Source organism: Coleofasciculus sp. E1-EBD-02, from assembly GCF_040218245.1.
GTDB lineage: Bacteria > Cyanobacteriota > Cyanobacteriia > Cyanobacteriales > Coleofasciculaceae > Coleofasciculus.
Genome location: NZ_JAVJQN010000217.1, coordinates 1 through 15,544 on the forward strand (window position 1 = coordinate 1; position 15,544 = coordinate 15,544).

The 15,544-nt window shown below is 45.3% G+C and carries 13 protein-coding genes; 4 read left to right on the forward strand and 9 right to left on the reverse strand.

The window, feature by feature from the left end; genetic code table 11:
• Positions 1 to 1,033 precede the first annotated feature (1,033 nt).
• The 5 genes from RIC07_RS33365 to RIC07_RS33385 form a co-directional block, all read right to left on the reverse strand.
• On the reverse strand, positions 1,034 to 1,993 hold the full coding sequence (locus RIC07_RS33365; RefSeq protein ID WP_446398271.1) for a DUF362 domain-containing protein: 960 nt from the start codon (positions 1,991 to 1,993) through the stop codon (positions 1,034 to 1,036).
• Between the two features lie 28 nt (positions 1,994 to 2,021).
• Positions 2,022 to 2,327 (reverse strand): hypothetical protein, encoded by a 306-nt coding sequence (locus RIC07_RS33370; protein ID WP_446376026.1) that lies wholly within the window; start codon positions 2,325 to 2,327, stop codon positions 2,022 to 2,024.
• 10 nt (positions 2,328 to 2,337) lie between these two features.
• Positions 2,338 to 3,753, reverse strand: coding sequence for an aspartate ammonia-lyase (locus RIC07_RS33375; protein ID WP_446398272.1), 1,416 nt, complete (start codon positions 3,751 to 3,753; stop codon positions 2,338 to 2,340).
• A 309-nt stretch (positions 3,754 to 4,062) separates the two neighbouring features.
• Entirely contained in the window at positions 4,063 to 4,824 is a 762-nt protein-coding gene (locus RIC07_RS33380; protein WP_446398273.1) for a biopolymer transporter ExbD, read from the reverse strand.
• A 115-nt stretch (positions 4,825 to 4,939) separates the two neighbouring features.
• Positions 4,940 to 5,815, reverse strand: a complete 876-nt coding sequence (locus tag RIC07_RS33385; RefSeq protein ID WP_446398274.1) for a MotA/TolQ/ExbB proton channel family protein — start codon at positions 5,813 to 5,815, stop codon at positions 4,940 to 4,942.
• Positions 5,816 to 6,773: 958 nt separating this feature from the next.
• On the opposite strand from RIC07_RS33385, the gene RIC07_RS33390 reads away from it, so the two are divergent.
• The 3 genes from RIC07_RS33390 to RIC07_RS33400 all read left to right on the forward strand — a co-directional run bounded on the left by RIC07_RS33390 (position 6,774) and on the right by RIC07_RS33400 (position 11,446).
• Complete coding sequence (locus RIC07_RS33390) at positions 6,774 to 10,508, forward strand: TIR domain-containing protein (RefSeq protein ID WP_446398275.1); 3,735 nt, start codon at positions 6,774 to 6,776, stop codon at positions 10,506 to 10,508.
• Positions 10,509 to 10,666: 158 nt separating this feature from the next.
• On the forward strand, positions 10,667 to 10,969 hold the full coding sequence (locus tag RIC07_RS33395) for a YkvA family protein (protein WP_446398276.1): 303 nt from the start codon (positions 10,667 to 10,669) through the stop codon (positions 10,967 to 10,969).
• Positions 10,970 to 11,173: 204 nt separating this feature from the next.
• Positions 11,174 to 11,446, forward strand: a complete 273-nt coding sequence (locus RIC07_RS33400; protein WP_446398277.1) for a cupin domain-containing protein — start codon at positions 11,174 to 11,176, stop codon at positions 11,444 to 11,446.
• Positions 11,447 to 11,913: 467 nt separating this feature from the next.
• On the opposite strand, the gene RIC07_RS33405 is transcribed toward RIC07_RS33400, so the two are convergent.
• On the reverse strand, positions 11,914 to 12,702 hold the full coding sequence (locus RIC07_RS33405) for a DUF4058 family protein (RefSeq protein ID WP_446398278.1): 789 nt from the start codon (positions 12,700 to 12,702) through the stop codon (positions 11,914 to 11,916).
• A 517-nt stretch (positions 12,703 to 13,219) separates the two neighbouring features.
• Between RIC07_RS33405 and RIC07_RS33410 the strand changes: the two genes are divergently transcribed.
• Positions 13,220 to 13,960, forward strand: coding sequence for a DUF554 domain-containing protein (locus RIC07_RS33410; protein WP_446398282.1), 741 nt, complete (start codon positions 13,220 to 13,222; stop codon positions 13,958 to 13,960).
• Here the strand turns inward: RIC07_RS33410 and RIC07_RS33415 are convergent.
• The 3 genes from RIC07_RS33415 to RIC07_RS33425 all read right to left on the reverse strand — a co-directional run bounded on the left by RIC07_RS33415 (position 13,947) and on the right by RIC07_RS33425 (position 15,278).
• On the reverse strand, positions 13,947 to 14,237 hold the full coding sequence (locus tag RIC07_RS33415; RefSeq protein ID WP_446398279.1) for a DUF2470 domain-containing protein: 291 nt from the start codon (positions 14,235 to 14,237) through the stop codon (positions 13,947 to 13,949). The genes RIC07_RS33410 and RIC07_RS33415 overlap by 14 nt on opposite strands.
• A 96-nt stretch (positions 14,238 to 14,333) precedes the next feature.
• Positions 14,334 to 14,858, reverse strand: coding sequence for a hypothetical protein (locus tag RIC07_RS33420; protein WP_446398280.1), 525 nt, complete (start codon positions 14,856 to 14,858; stop codon positions 14,334 to 14,336).
• Between the two features lie 48 nt (positions 14,859 to 14,906).
• On the reverse strand, positions 14,907 to 15,278 hold the full coding sequence (locus tag RIC07_RS33425; RefSeq protein ID WP_446398281.1) for a hypothetical protein: 372 nt from the start codon (positions 15,276 to 15,278) through the stop codon (positions 14,907 to 14,909).
• Positions 15,279 to 15,544 lie beyond the last annotated feature (266 nt).

Below are 15,544 nucleotides of genomic sequence, written 5' to 3' on the forward strand. Positions count from 1 at the left end.
TTTAAGAAAAGTAGCCAGGAAGTTAGGTATTGACCTAAACCGACTGGGTAGACGGTCTTTGACAACCGTAGCGAGAGTTAGATTGTGGAAGTTGCCACAACTTAACTCTGTCCGCAGAATCCCTCACTTTCAGTGAGGGAGCGTCAATTCTGACCTTGGCAGTGAGTAGGGTGTTGTCGGCAAAACATCTAAGCTGCCAGACGAGTAATAAGCAATGGCTAAGAAAGGTAAGGTCAGAGTTAAAAAAGCCATTACCGCACCTATAATTTCTGCCCACCTATGAGGATGGGGTTCAGAAGAGTTGGCAGACGAGCCGCTTGATTCCATAAATGAGGTTTTGATCGGAACTTGAGTCAATTGAGAAGTTATCTGAAAATGGGGTACACTATAAACCCCATGGCGTCTATTTTAACAAGTTTTTTTATCAATAATTGTTTTCTAGTAAACAATTCGCATAAAACCTTACATTTTATGACTTAGGACATCTGTTTTCCCCAAACAACTGACCTTAGACAGATTGACGAGACAGATTGAGGTGAGTCCTCGTGCATCCTCGCAGAAGTTTCTGACCCTCTCTTAGAAAGGAGACAAAGGAGACAAGGAAGAGCCTTAGTCAAGCTCGGCAAGTCCAACGGTACGTTAGCGTAGGGATACGACGTCTAATCCAGGAGATCAAAGAAGTGTGAGTTGACTCAAACTCACAACTTGACCTTCCCCACTTTACCATATTTTTCAGCAAAAAATACTGTAAAAAGTCAGCTTAATAAAACTCTATTGATTAGGGATTACGTATCAAATGTGACATTTAATTTTCCTAACTAAAAACCTAAGCGTAAACACCTAATCTAGTCTAATTCCAGTCAGAAAATACAAAAAACCGCCTCTAACACTAGGCGGTGGAATTAAGCAATCGGAGGGTAGTATTAGATTACGTTCTTTCCTTCTTGGGGGACTGTAACAATGTTTACCAAATAATCCCTTTTTGAGTTTTAAATGTTAAATTTTGCTCAAAAATGATACGACAATTATCACATTAGCGATGAGCATACACGCCCATTGGTTCTTTGATCCACCGGATGTAAAAATGCTTAAATGTGGAGCGAATCAGGCGAGGCATCCCAAAATCAATCGGCATTAACCGATCCGGTAGCTTCCAATCGAGTACATTGATATCGGCTGGGTGCAGGTGAGGAAAATCTAAAGTGTCCAGAGTTGGATTTAACCCTAAGTTCATCGCGGCGGCTAGAGTGGGGACTTGAGTCGGATCGACATTGAGTAAATTCGCGATCGCACAATCCAAAGCAAATACATCCGCCGACGCCGCTAGAGTATCCAAGCGTCGGGGTTCACCCCCACTCGGACCATTGCCCTCATGAGCGATGATCGCATCCAGAATCGTCAAGCTGGGATCAATTGCCCGCGCCGTTTCCACTAACATTTCCCCAAACCGTAGGGCATCTTTACCCGCTTCTGCGTGCCACCAGGCTTTCATTTTACCAGGGACGCAGCCAAATAAATTCTTAACCCCCAGCGTCAGAGTTAACTGGGTGTGAGACTTCAGCTTGGGTAAATTAATCACCACATCGGCATCCATCGCTTCTTTGCACAGGCGCAGGTGGTTAAAGGTATGGCTAACCGTTTGATAACGCTGACCATGGAATTCGACGATGGGTATGTTAAGTTCCTCCATCATCGGCAAATAGCCATTCGCCTGTGCTACCCCTTTAGCTGTACCAAAGGCTGGACTATCACCCAGAAACGGTTGACCCCCCGCTTCCTTGACCAATTGGGCGACAGTGTAAACGAGTTCGGGGCGAGTAATGCATTCTTTTCCCGGACGCCCAGCCGTCAGCAGATTGGGCTTGAGGAGGACGCGATCGCCTACTTTGACAAATGCCCTAATCCCGCCCAATGGTTCCAGCAAGGTTTCTACGGCGGTTCTCAATGGCTGTTGGTTATAGGACTCTGCCCGAATTAAACTAACGCTAGACATAAGTGTCGTGAAATAGCTTTAGTTTATCTTAGACCTTCGCGCCACGGGACAGAGCCGTGACTCGTTGACAATCAAAGAAAACCCCATCCCCTTCCAGTTGAGTAAGCTGGGGTGTCACTTCCACTTTGACAATTTGTGCGGTGAGGATCAGTACTGTTTGATCAAACAGATGCAGGGTTAACCACGGTTGACTGAGGAAATCGGCAAGTTGTTCGCTAAAGGCTTCTGGTGTCACCGGAATATCAAAGGATTCGGTTTCGCCATTGATGTAATGCAAGGTGATTTGAGTAAAACTATCTTGACTTTGCATGGTTAGTCCTTTGTCATTCGTCATTCGTCCTTTGTCATTGGTTAGACGACAAGGCACTCATTTTATCAAGATCGAGTACCTTGGCTAAGTCCTCAGCACTCATCAATCCTTTATCGAGTACGATTTCTCGTAGAGATTTGCCTGTTTCCAGAGATTCCTTGGCGACAGCCGCCGCGTTTAGATAACCGATGTGGGGATTCAGGGCGGTGACTAATGCGAGACTCCCTTCAGCGTAGTCCAAACAGCGATCGCGTCGGGCTGTGATTCCCGTTAGACATTTTTGGGTTAAGGCAGATAGGGTATTACCTAAAATTTCAATACTATGAATCAGATTATAGGCAATCAGCGGCATCATCACATTCAACTCCAATTGACCCGCTTGAGCCGCCAGAGCGATCGCGCTGTCATACCCCATCACCTGAAAGCATACCATAGAGGTCATTTCCGCCATCACCGGATTATATTTTCCTGGCATAATCGATGATCCTGGTTGTACGGGGGGAAGTTGAATTTCCTTGAATCCAGTTTTGGGTCCCGAATCCATTAACCGCAAGTCATGGGAAATTTTGACTAAATCCTGTGCCAAATTGCGTAAACTGCCCGATACATTAACAAATGGTGCCATACTCTGCATCGCCGCCATGAGATGGGGGGCAGATTTGAGGGGTTGATCCACCAGTTGGGCAAGAATTTGGGCAACCTGATGGCGGTAATCGGGATGGGTGTTTAATCCGGTTCCTGTGGCGCTTCCACCTAATCCCAGTACCATTAAATCTTCTGAAGCCCGTTCAATCCGAGTGGTATGATCGGTGAGAATTTGCGCCCATGCCCGAAAGTCTTCCCCCAGGCGTACAGGTACAGCGTCTTGGAGATGGGTTCTGCCGGATTTAACTACATCTTGGAATTCATCGCCTTTGTTATCCAGGGCGGTAATCGCATCAGATAGGGCTGGATACAAGGTATGTTCTAACGCCAACAGCGCCCCGATTCTAATCGCTGTGGGGATGACATCGTTGGTGGATTGTCCATAATTGACGTGATCATTAGGGCTAACCTGTTTATAGTTACCCTTCTCATCACCCAGAATTTCCAATGCCCGATTTGCCAGCACCTCATTAATATTCATGTGGTGGGATGTGCCAGCGCCCGCTTGGTAAACATCGACGACAAATTGATCCCGCCATTGTCCTTTGAGGATTTCATCCGCCGCTTGGACAATCCCTTGGCTAATCTCTTGGGGAATACAGCCTAGATTACCATTCGCGATCGCAGTGGCTTTTTTAATCAGCACACAGGCGTCGATATAGGTGGGTAAGGGTTTAATCCCGCTGATGGGAAAGTTTTCAATTGCCCGTAGGGTTTGAATCCCGTAGTAGGCATGGTTGGGGATTTGTCGTTCCCCCATAGAATCCTGTTCGATTCGATATCCTGTACTGGATTTATCAGTCATAGTCACTCAAAACTGAACACTCTCTCACTTAGGCGGGTTGGGTTTTGAGAAAACTTTATCATTAATTTCCTATACCTGCTCCTACTTAGGGCGGACTTAAGGACTCTATAAGCCATACCAGTCAAAGCTTTCAGGCATTTATGACTAAACAATTGCGTTGGTTAGAAGACTGTACCTCATCAACCACCAAATCTGCTGTAAATTCTTTACATAAGACAAATGACAAAGGACAAATGACGAATGACGAATGACGAATGACAAATGACAATCTCAGCCGTTAACTTTTATTGTCCCTACCTACTTAAAAAATTATTCCCCTTGCGGCTGCGGTGACGTGGGTGTGCCAGAATTAGGTGGCACAGAACCACCGGGGTTGATGGGAAATTGTCCAGGAGACGGGGATAAACCCCCTGGATTCGGTTGGGGTGATCCAAATTGAGGTTGACCCGGAATCCCTGGAAATTGAGGCGGCAAATTGGGGTTAAATGTGCCATCAGGATTCATTGGCAGTTGTCCGGGATTGGGGTTAAATTCGGGGACTCCAGTTGGCGGAGACGTGGGATTCGTTCCCGGAAATTGCGGCGATTGTCCGGGTGAATTAGCTAGCGCTACGCGATCGCCCCCCACTTCCCGCAGCAAATCCAAGACTTGCACGACTTCGTTATACATAGCATTGGGGGAGGCGTAGAGGACAAACACGCCACTGGGGTTTTGTTGCTTGTAAGCTTGGAGTTGTTGGATAAACTGATCTTGACTAATTACCGGATTTTTTTCTACATACACTTGTCCCAATTCATCTAGACTGATCATCAGAATCTGCCTTCCTTGGGAAGTTCCGGTACTGGCTTTGGGTAAATCCACATTAATGGCTTGTTGGCGCGATAGCCCCACGGCTGCCAGGATAAAGAAGGTCAAGATACAGAAAATAACATCAATGAGCGGTACGATCTCGATGCGAACTTCTTCCGTGGGGGAATCCATCCGCAAGTTTAAGGGGCGGGGTAATGGGGGGACAAAAGCGGCGCGTTGTTTTTTGGTTCGTGGCTGGGGTGACTGGCGTAGTGTTGTCATCGTTTAAAGATCAAAATCGGGCAAACTATACGGGTTGATGATGTCTGCTTTGGTATCTGTGAGAAATGGGCATTGACTGCCAAGCTGCACTCAGGATATTAAGACAATCAGAGTTCTAATTTTCTGACTTTCCTGGGGGGTTGGGAACCGCCGTGCGATCGCTTTCCGAGACTTGAGATTTATCTGGGTCAACGTTATCATCTGGGTTGGTTTTAGCATTGGCGACGGGAGTGCGATCCTCCGGCTGCTGCTGAGATCGAGGTTTTTGGGGTGGAGTGCGATCGCGTTTGGGAACCTCAAAACTCTCTTGATAAACGTTAACGTTATTCTCTGGAACGTTATAGTTCAGCACTTGCTCACTATCCTCAGCTTGTAACCAATCTTGGCGATACAGCAATTCCAACTCTGTCCCCGCTTTGCGGAATATTTTGACTTGGTTAAACCAAAAGCCTTGAAACAGTCGATAAAATGCCAAACTGGTAATCGCAATAATCAGTCCCGTCGCCGTACTAATCAGCGCTTCGCCGATCCCCAACGTTACCCCAGCGGTGGAGGCTGTACCCAGTTGATCAATAGTAATTGAGCCTAAGGAGTTGATTAAACCGAGTACCGTTCCCAGTAATCCCAACAGCGGAGACAGGGCAATCACCGCTTCTAATAGCTTATCGCCGCGCCGCATCGCCGCTAACTCGTCATCAGCCGCCCCCTCTAAAGCCAAGCGGAATAATTCCGGTTCGGGGCTAATCAGGCGTAAGGGAGCATATAAATATCGTCCCACGGGTTGTCGCCGTGATTTCATCGCGATTTCTCTAGCCACCTGCCAATTTTGAGTGGCTGCATCCAGCACCCGATTGACAATTTCCTGTTGTTTCAATAGGATTCCCGCCCAAAACCAGAGTCGTTCAAAAATTGTCCCCACGGCTAGGATCGAAAGCCCCAACAGGGGCCACATGGCGATTCCGCCCTTTTCAATAACTGCAACAATATCCATATCGTTTCTCAACCTCCCTTGATTGCTCAGTATAATTGTCTTTGCTAAAATGCAAGCCACTCCAATTCTAGGGATTTCTCGCCGCTTGCAAAGAGGTTGATTAATTTTCGCAGCTGGAGCGCGGGATTCGGGAGAGACGGGTGGCTATTTGGCAACTGTTCGGTTAAGGGGTGTAGAGACGCGCCATGGCGCGTCTGGGAGATTGGAAAGAAAACATTCAATCAATTGTTATTGTCAATAGTGACAAAATTCTCGTAGTGCGAGCATCTTGCTCGCTACTCATCCCCAACTTAAATTAAATGGCACTGAAAATTTGCATTTTTGGATCGCCGAAACTCTTGATCTACCGTGGGGTGGGTTGAGCGAAGTCGAAACCCACCAGCCTTAATTCAGTACCATTCAACCTAAATTTTTGCACAAAATGTTCTCGTAGTGGTGTGGCACACCTTATTTAATGAATTAAGCATTAGCCCGGAAACTGTAGGGGCGCAAAGACTTGCGCCCGATTCAATGGTAAAATCTATTCCACAATTTTAGCTGTGTCAGTCTAGTAGTGGCGTTGCACGCCTAAATTGATGGATGAGATTCGGCTTGTAGTAGGGAACTTTAGCCCTATATCCTGTTGGGTTTCCTGTCGTCAACCTAACCTACAACCTATTCCACAATTTTAGCTATGTCAGTCCACTACTGGCGTGGCACAGCTACAATGGTGGGATAAATTTTACGGTTACATTAGACGCACGTCGGTACGGTAAAAGGGCGCACGTCTATGCGCCCCTACAATGATGGGATGGATTTTACGGTTACATTAGACGCACGTCGGTGCAGTAAAAGGGCGCACGTCTATGCGCCCCTACTCGTCATCCACCCAATTCGGTGTGTCACGCTACGACAACGGTGGCATACTCCACATTCAAAGCTGTATTCCTGACGTTTAACTAGGGACAGATACCAGAAAATGACACCATTATTTGATGCCTTTATCTCCTACGGACGAGCCGATAGTAAAGCTTTCGCGCAAAACCTGCAAGCGCGTCTCACTGCACAAGGGTTTAACGTCTGGTTTGACTTTAATGATATCCCCCTAGCCGTAAACTTCCAGAATCAAATTGATGATGGCATCGAAAAAGCCAGTCATTTCCTATTTATCATTGCGCCTCATTCCGTTAACTCTCCCTATTGCCTAAAAGAAATTGAACTGGCGATTAAGCTGAATAAACGGATTATTCCCATATTACACGTCATGGAAATTAGCCAGCAAACCTGGCAGCAGCGCCATCCTAATGGTACAGAGGAAGAGTGGGAAGCCTATAAAGCAAAGGGGTTACATGAAAGCTATCAGAATATGCACCCGACAATCTGTAAACTCAACTGGGTGTTTTTTCAGGATGGGGTAAACGATTTTGAAGCCTCCTTAGCTGACTTAGTAAAATTACTCCGTTCTCATACCGACTATGTAGACAAACATACCCGTTTTCTAGTCAAAGCATTGGAATGGGAACGGAATCAAAAGCAACATCGCTGGCTATTAGTGGGCGAAGAGAGACAACAGGCAGAAGCTTGGTTAAAAGTACGGTTTAAAGATGAACAGCCGCCTTGTACTCCCACTGATTTACATTGCGAATACATCACCGAAAGTATCAAGAATGCTAATAACTTGATGACGCAGGTGATTCTTGCCTACAGCGATGCAGATAAGGCGATGATGGAAAAGATTCGTCGGAGTTTGAGACGAGAAAGTATTACCGTGTGGACAAATACGACAGATATCAAAACAGGAGAATCCTTTGAGGAGGCAATAAAACGAGGAATTCAACAAGCTGATAACTTGGTTTACTTGCTTTCACCGGATTCCATAGGCTCAAAATACTGCCAACAAGAATTAGACTTGGCGGTGTCACTGCATAAGCGAATTATTCCGGTATTGGTACGGGAAACATCATCAGGAGAAGTCCCATTGGCGCTACAGGGATTACAATATATTGACCTCACCGATAATGTAAAGGAAGAGGATTATCACCTTGATGAAAGTCAGTTATTACGGATTCTGCATCAGGATGAGGCTTATTATCGAGAACATAAGATTTTACTGACTAAAGCGCTGAAGTGGAAAGAGCAATACCAAAATCCTAGTATTCTGCTCCGAGGCTATAACTTACGCAGTGCTGAAGCGTGGTTAAAAGTCGCACAAAAACGGACACACCATCCACCCACCGCCTTACAAGAAGAATTCATTACTGAAAGTCTGCGACAACCGCCGTTAGAGTCGCTGGATGTGTTTATCTCTTACTCTCGTGCGGACTCAGACTTGGCGAGAAAGCTAAATGATGCCTTACAGATGCAAGGAAAAACGACGTGGTTTGACCAGGAAAGTATTGCATCGGGGAGTGACTTTCAGCAGGAAATTAAGTTAGGGATTAAAGCCTGTGATAACTTTTTATTTATTCTTTCACCGCGTTCGGTTAATTCACCGTACTGTGCTGCTGAGGTGGACTATGCAGCGAGCTTAAATAAGCGGTTTGTCACGGTATTACATCAAGCCGTAGATTTGGCAAATTTACATTCAGAGTTAGCTAAGATCCAGTGGATTGATTTCAATCAGAATCAACGGGAGTTTAATGCCAATTTCAATCAATTGGTCAGAGCCTTAGATACGGATAGAGAACACGTTCGCCTGCATAGCAAATGGTCACAGCGGGCGCTGGAGTGGGAACAAAACGGGAAAAGTGATGATTTGTTGTTACGGGGAAATGAATTAGCCATTGCACAAGACTGGTTGCAGGAAACGAATCAAAGCCGGAAAAAGCCTCCAGCAACAAATTTACAAAATGAATTTATTGAGACAAGTATTACGACACAAGAACATCTGTTGCATCAAGAAAAGTTGCGAAATCAGCGAGAAATTAAGCAAGCTCGCCGAATGACCTTTGTATCTGTTGTAGCTTTAATGGGTTTTATTGGTTTTTCAGTCTTGGTTGCATTTCAGCAACGAGAGGTCGAATTTCAGCGACGAGAGACATTAAATATCAATGAACGTCTAATTGAGGATTTAGGAAAATATTCCTTGTCTTTGGCTAAATCTAATCACGATTTAGATGCTCTAGTTCAAATCCTTATAGCGGTGGAATTACTAAAAGAACTGAGTATATATAAACCAAATCTTTCAGAAGAAAACAAAGTTATAGAGCCAATTTTGAGTGCTTTGCAATCCATAATTCATCAAGATGTATTTAAAGAAAAAAATAGAATAATAGGTCATGAACAGGCGGTAACAAGTGTAGTTTTCAGTTCCGATGGAAAGACAATTGCTTCTGCCAGTTACGACACAACAGTGAAACTGTGGAATCAACAAGGAGAACTACTCCACACCCTCAACGGTCATCAAGAGCCAGTAAACAGCGTAGTCTTCAGTCCCGATGGCAAGACAATTGCTTCTGCCAGTGATGATAAAACAGTGAAGCTGTGGAATCAACAAGGAGAGCTACTCCACACCCTCAAAGGTCATCAAGAGGATGTAATCAGCGTAGTCTTCAGCCCCGATGGCAAGACAATTGCTTCTGCCAGTTTTGATAAAACAGTGAAGCTTTGGAATCAACAAGGAGAGTTGCTCAACACTCTCAAAGGTCATCAAGAGCGGGTAAGAAGCGCAGTCTTCAGCCCCGATGGCAAGACAATTGCTTCTGCCAGTTGGGATGATACAGTGAGACTGTGGAATCAACAAGGAGAACTACTCCACACCCTCAACGGTCATCAAGAGTTGGTAAACAGCGTAGTCTTCAGCCCCGATGGCAATACAATTGCTTCTGCCAGTTACGACACAACAGTGAGACTGTGGAATCAACCAGGAGAGCTACTCCACATCCTCAAAGGTCATCAAGAGGATGTAAACAGCGTAGTCTTCAGCCCCGATGGCAAAACAATTGCTTCTGCCAGTAAGGATAAAACAGTGAAACTGTGGAATCAACAAGCAGAGCTGCTCCACACCCTCAACGGTCATCAAGAATCGGTAAGAAGCGTAACCTTCAGTCCCGATGGCAAGACGATTGCTTCTGCCAGTAAGGATAAAACGGTGAAACTGTGGAATCAACAAGGAGAACTACTCCACACCCTCAACGGTCATCAAGAGTGGGTAAACAGCGTAGTTTTTAGCCCCGATGGCAAGATGATTGCTTCTGCCAGTGGTGATGATACAGTGAGACTGTGGAATCAGCAAGGAGAGCTACTCCACACCCTCAACGGTCATCAAGAGTGGGTAAACAGCGTAGTCTTCAGCCCCGATGGCAAGACGATTGCTTCTGCCAGTGGTGATAAAACAGTGAAGCTGTGGAATCAACAAGGAGAGCTACTCCACACCCTCAACGGTCATCAAGAGGATGTAAACAGCGTAGTCTTCAGCCCCGATGGCAAGACAATTGCTTCTGCCAGTTACGACACAACAGTGAAGCTGTGGAATCAACAAGGAGAGCTACTCCACACCCTCAACGGTCATCAAGAGTCAGTAAGCAGCGTAGTCTTCAGCCCCGATGGCAAGACAATTGCTTCTGCCAGCGATGATAATACAGTCAGGTTGTGGAATTTAGAGGATTTAACGCTAGATGCACTCATGCAAAGGGCGTGTACTTGGGTTGAGGATTATCTAAAATACAATGCCCCAGAGAGTGATAAATCTTTGTGTGATCATGTTCAACAGTAACAAAGCGCGATTCCCATCATCCCCAGCAAATTCCAATCCCATCAAACTCTCCCCCTCACGTCAGCAGGTGTAAGTTCTGCACCTGAACAGGTGGGTTATCCCCATAGAGGTTCCGGGATGAATTTGGCAAGATGAAAGGTAGCTGTCGGGGAAAACTGATGAATAATTTTTCAATCCAATCCATATATAACTGGTATCGTAACGCGGTTCGCAATCCTAAATACCGTTGGTGGATAGTCTTAGGGACTCTCCTTTACGTGTTTAGTCCCATTGATATCGCTCCAGATTTGATTCCAATTGTCGGGCAAATTGATGATGTCGTCGTGCTGACGCTGCTGGTGTCTGAGATGTCGCAGTGGTTAATTGATTTGGCTAAATCTCGCCAAGCGGGAATCGTCACGGAAGAAACCAGTACGACACCGGAAGCTACGGTAGATGTGAACTCTGTTCCTGTCGAATAGCCCATCCTGTAAGGCTTGTAGTAAGCGCTTTAGCCCTATCTTTTGTTGGGTTTCCTGGCGTCAACCCAACCTACTAACTTGGCACAACTAAAATAGGGCTTTGTTTGTAGTAAGCACTTTAGTGCTTTAACGCCTAGCTTGAGAGGGCTAAAGCCCTCACTACGAACTCAATCTATTCGACAATTTTAGCTGTTTCAGTTCACCATGGACTCTTCTACTGTTAAAAACGACTGGCAAAACCGAGGCTTTAGTTGTGGAATTTGGACGGATTCGCCGGGACAGGTGTGGGCAGATTATGTCCACGATACCGATGAACTGATAATCCTTTTGGAAGGAGACATTGAGTTATCGTTTCAAGGGAAAACATTTCGTCCTCAAGTCGGAGAGGAAGTGCTGATTCCAGCAAAAGAATCTCATACGGTTAAAAATGTGGGAAATACGACGAGTCGTTGGTACTACGGTTATAAGCGAGGGTAGGGGAAATCCATGAAGCTTTGGTTTCACTTAAGGTGAAAACCAATAGTGGTAACCTTTTGGGTTGTGTACCATCACGGTGATCTGACTTGCCAAATACACTCACGAAACCGACGAATCGGGGCGGGTTTAGTTACATCTGGGTGCAACCGAAAAGAGAGTAGTAAAACCCGCCCCTACACATTTATGTGCCATACCAGACTTTTCAGCGCGTTAGGTCAAAATTATATGTTGTGAAAACTCAAAATTTCACCCTCATTTCCTAACCTTTTCTCCATCCCCCCTAACCCTCCTTTGAAAGGGAGGAAGGGAGAAGGGGAAATAATCATAATGAAGTCTTTTCTTGCTCCCCTCTCCCAAGTGTGGGAGAGGGGCTGGGGGTGAGGGCTGTAACTTAAGTAGACATGGATGTTAATGAAGAGTTTTCTACAAATTGCGATTCAATGTAAAAGCAAGTTTAAGTCCTATTCTTAATTATTTCGATGCCCTGTTTCTCGCAAGAGTCTATCTGCCCAAACCGCATCTTTTTCCGACAACGGTGGAACAGGTTCTTGATTATAATCGATTGCTAAATTGTATCTGGCACGTTCATATACACCATTTAACAACGTTTGTAAATCCACCAGAGGTTCTGTATCCTCTGACTGCAAGGGTAATCGAAATGAGGGAATCACATCTCGCACGCTAAACCCATACAATTGGGCTAGAGGACGGCAATCGCCTCGACTCACCACAATTCGATAATCTGAGAGAGGTACTTCGCCTAAAAATACCATCGGCTTTCCCCCTCGAAGTAAATCAATTTCGACGAGATGAGTCGTCGTCGTTAATACTTTTTTGCGCTTCCGTTCGTAAGCTTTTCTCCCTTCACCCGCTCGTTTATTCTTAGGCGATAGAATTTCAATTACTGTAACAACATAACTGGTAGCGACTTCGCGAATTTCTAAATAACTCTCTTTGATAGGTTCGGGTACAGGCATTGTTACGGTTACAGCTTCAGATGTATCGGGATAGGTGGCGGTTGATGCCGTTAGTTTAGTATCCTTCTGTTGAGAAAATACAGAGACATCAGGAAGTCCTAACAAAACCGAATCTGTCTCATCACTTAAATACGTGCGCTGCTCAATCGCCACCCGATATTGTGGCGGAATTTGCGGGGCTAAAAAGTCAGCAAGGTTTACAATTAAGCGATTATGTACTTCTGACCAAAATGCCGGATTTTCTAAATAAGGATTCATGCCGGGAAAGGGAGAAGCCATAGAACACTCCTTGAGCCAAGATGGATTAAATACTATATTAGATTAGGTTTGTAGTAAGGGACCTTAGCCTTAAATTTACTAACTTGTGCGTTTGTTGTTAGCGTTCAAGTTATTAACCCCTACTGGTGTGGCACAGCTAAAATGATGGATTAGATGTGACGATTGAATCGGGCGCACGCCATGCGCCCCTACAGTTTCGGGGCTAATGGTTAATTCATCAAATTAAGTGTGCTACGCAACTACTGACGTTGCACAGCTAAAATTGTGGGATAGATTGTCGGTTGGATTGACGCCAGGAAACCCAACAAAATCTAGGGCTAAAGCCCTTACTACGAACCCAAGCTAATCTATCAAATTAAGTGTGCCACGTTACTACTGGACTGACACAGCTAAAATTGTGGAATAGATTTTACCATTGAATTGGGCGCACGTCAGTGCGCCCCTACGGTTTCTGGGCGTGGGGTTAATGTATTAAATTAAGTATGCTACGCCACTATTAACGTTGACAGTTAATATTTTGCTGACTGATTTCTTTGCTAAAACAAGCGGTACTTGGATTAATGTGATAACGGTGGCGATGGGTACAACAGTTGGGTTGTTACTTAAGCACCGTTTACCTAAACCCATGCAACAAATTATCACCCAAGGGGTAGGGCTTCTCACCCTCTTTCTGGGTGTCACCATGGCGGCGAGTATGACTCAGGTGCAAGCAGGGCGCATTGATGGTGTGGTGTTGGCGCTGATTAGCATTGTGTTGGGGGGATTACTGGGAGAATGGTGGCAAATTGAAGCGAGACTGCAATCGGTGGGACATTGGCTAAAAACTCGGTTTCGCGGAAGTGGTGCGTTTACAGAAGGATTTGTAGCGGCTAGCTTATTGTTTTGTGTGGGTCCAATGACGTTGCTGGGAAGTCTGAATAATGGCTTGACGGGTGACGATACCTTGCTGACACTGAAAGCCGTAATGGATGGAATCGCCGCGATCGCACTTTCCAGCAGTTTTGGGATTGGTGTCGGTTTTTCGATTATTGTGATTCTCGTCTATCAGGGCGGAATTTCTCTGGTGGCGGGAGTCTTGGCGCAAGCCATCCCTGATCCCGCCACTGATCCCCGCATTCTCTTAATTACCGGGGTAGGGGGATTAATGATTTTGGGGACGGGAATCAACCTGTTACAGTTGACCCACATCCGTGTTGCGTCCTTTTTACCTGCGTTGATAGCCGCTCCGTTAATTTATCACGTCGCTAGGTTGATTTAGCTGCACCTCTGGCTTGCTTCACCATGTCAATTAACGTGTGATGGGCGTCTTCAGAGTCTTTGAGGGTGTGATCAAACTCAATGCGTAAGCGAACCGACTCACCCTGACGTTGGGCGATTAAATTCATCCCTGTCGCATCAATGGACTGCATTTGAGCCGACTCGGTATCGGGAGAGTTCCCGAAGGTACGGGCGTAAAGCGCGATCGCGTCACCATGATCCTCGTTCATGTGCTTACAGATGCGATCGCTGACTTGTTGGGTAAACTGTTCAGACATAACTCCTACTTGTAATATGGGATAGTTGTATTGTTTCTCAAACTTGGGTGTTGCTGCAATTCTGACATTTCACCGAGTCTGAGAATTGCGGGAATTTTATTCAGGATTTTGGGAAGCACCAAATTGTTTGAAACTCCTGCTCAAAATCCAGAGGCTGATTAATTCTAATAATACGCCAAAACTCAACGTTAGTATCCGTAGCGGTTGAATAGATTTTTGTTGGGGTTCTCCTCGATAGAATTCTATCGGTTGATTAATTAATTGATTTTTTATTTCTTTAAGGCTAAATGTCCAGGATTGCTCATCGGCTAACACTGTCACTTCATCAGGACGACAATCAATTGATTGAATAGATGGGTAGGCATAAGTATAAAATATCTGTTTTTCTCCAAGAAATTTACCATTATCAAAAGTAACGGAGTACCAATAAGCAACCGTTGCACCTGCATTTCCCTGATATAAACGAATAACTGCTTCTGTCGATGGAATTTGACATTGCATCATTAATGTTTCAAATTGAGGATTGCCCCATACATTGCGGTCTGGCAATAGTAGCTTAACGCCCCAGATGGCTAAAAGTAGGGCAAGAATACATTGAAGTAACGCTGACGCTTTTCTCATGTTATGAGCAGCTAATTCTTATGAATTTTTCATAAAGTTTGTTAGGTATTAACCACTTTGAGTGTTATCTTGTATTTCCACAAAATACTCTGCGATCGCCTCCAAGTCTTCTATGGATCGATTCAACCGATTGATCATCGCTTCAGCGACTTCGGGTTCAGCATTTACCGCTTCCAACCTTTGCCGCAAATAGTGATTCAGGGCGTCCACCCATAGCGACACACCTATGTTTTGGATAGCGGCTAATAGTCCCATATTGGTTAAAACCGCCAAATGAAACCCCGTTTGGTCTTGTCCACCATACCCCAAGTAGCCGTTGCTCAGTTCTAGCTTTTCTGGCGTGAATTCGGCATACTGCTCGAAAGTAATCCCCTGAGGATCTAACTGGGGTTGGGGAAGTGGTGGTTGAGATTGAGTCATGGTTGTCCTGAGTTAGTGCGATCGCGAATCTAAACGATGGCTTCAGCAACGTCTGAATGTTATTCTGCCTGATCCATCTGTTCAACCACATTACCGCTTCTAAAAACCTAGACAAACCTACCCACAAGTAATTCTGTCTTGGTATAAGTCCACGGTGTAACTTTTGGTCGATAACCGTTAACGCAAAAGCTTGGCTGATACCCGGCGTTGTTGCTCGATATCAGCCTTAACCAACGGTTCCCAGTTAGAGACACTGTAATAATCGT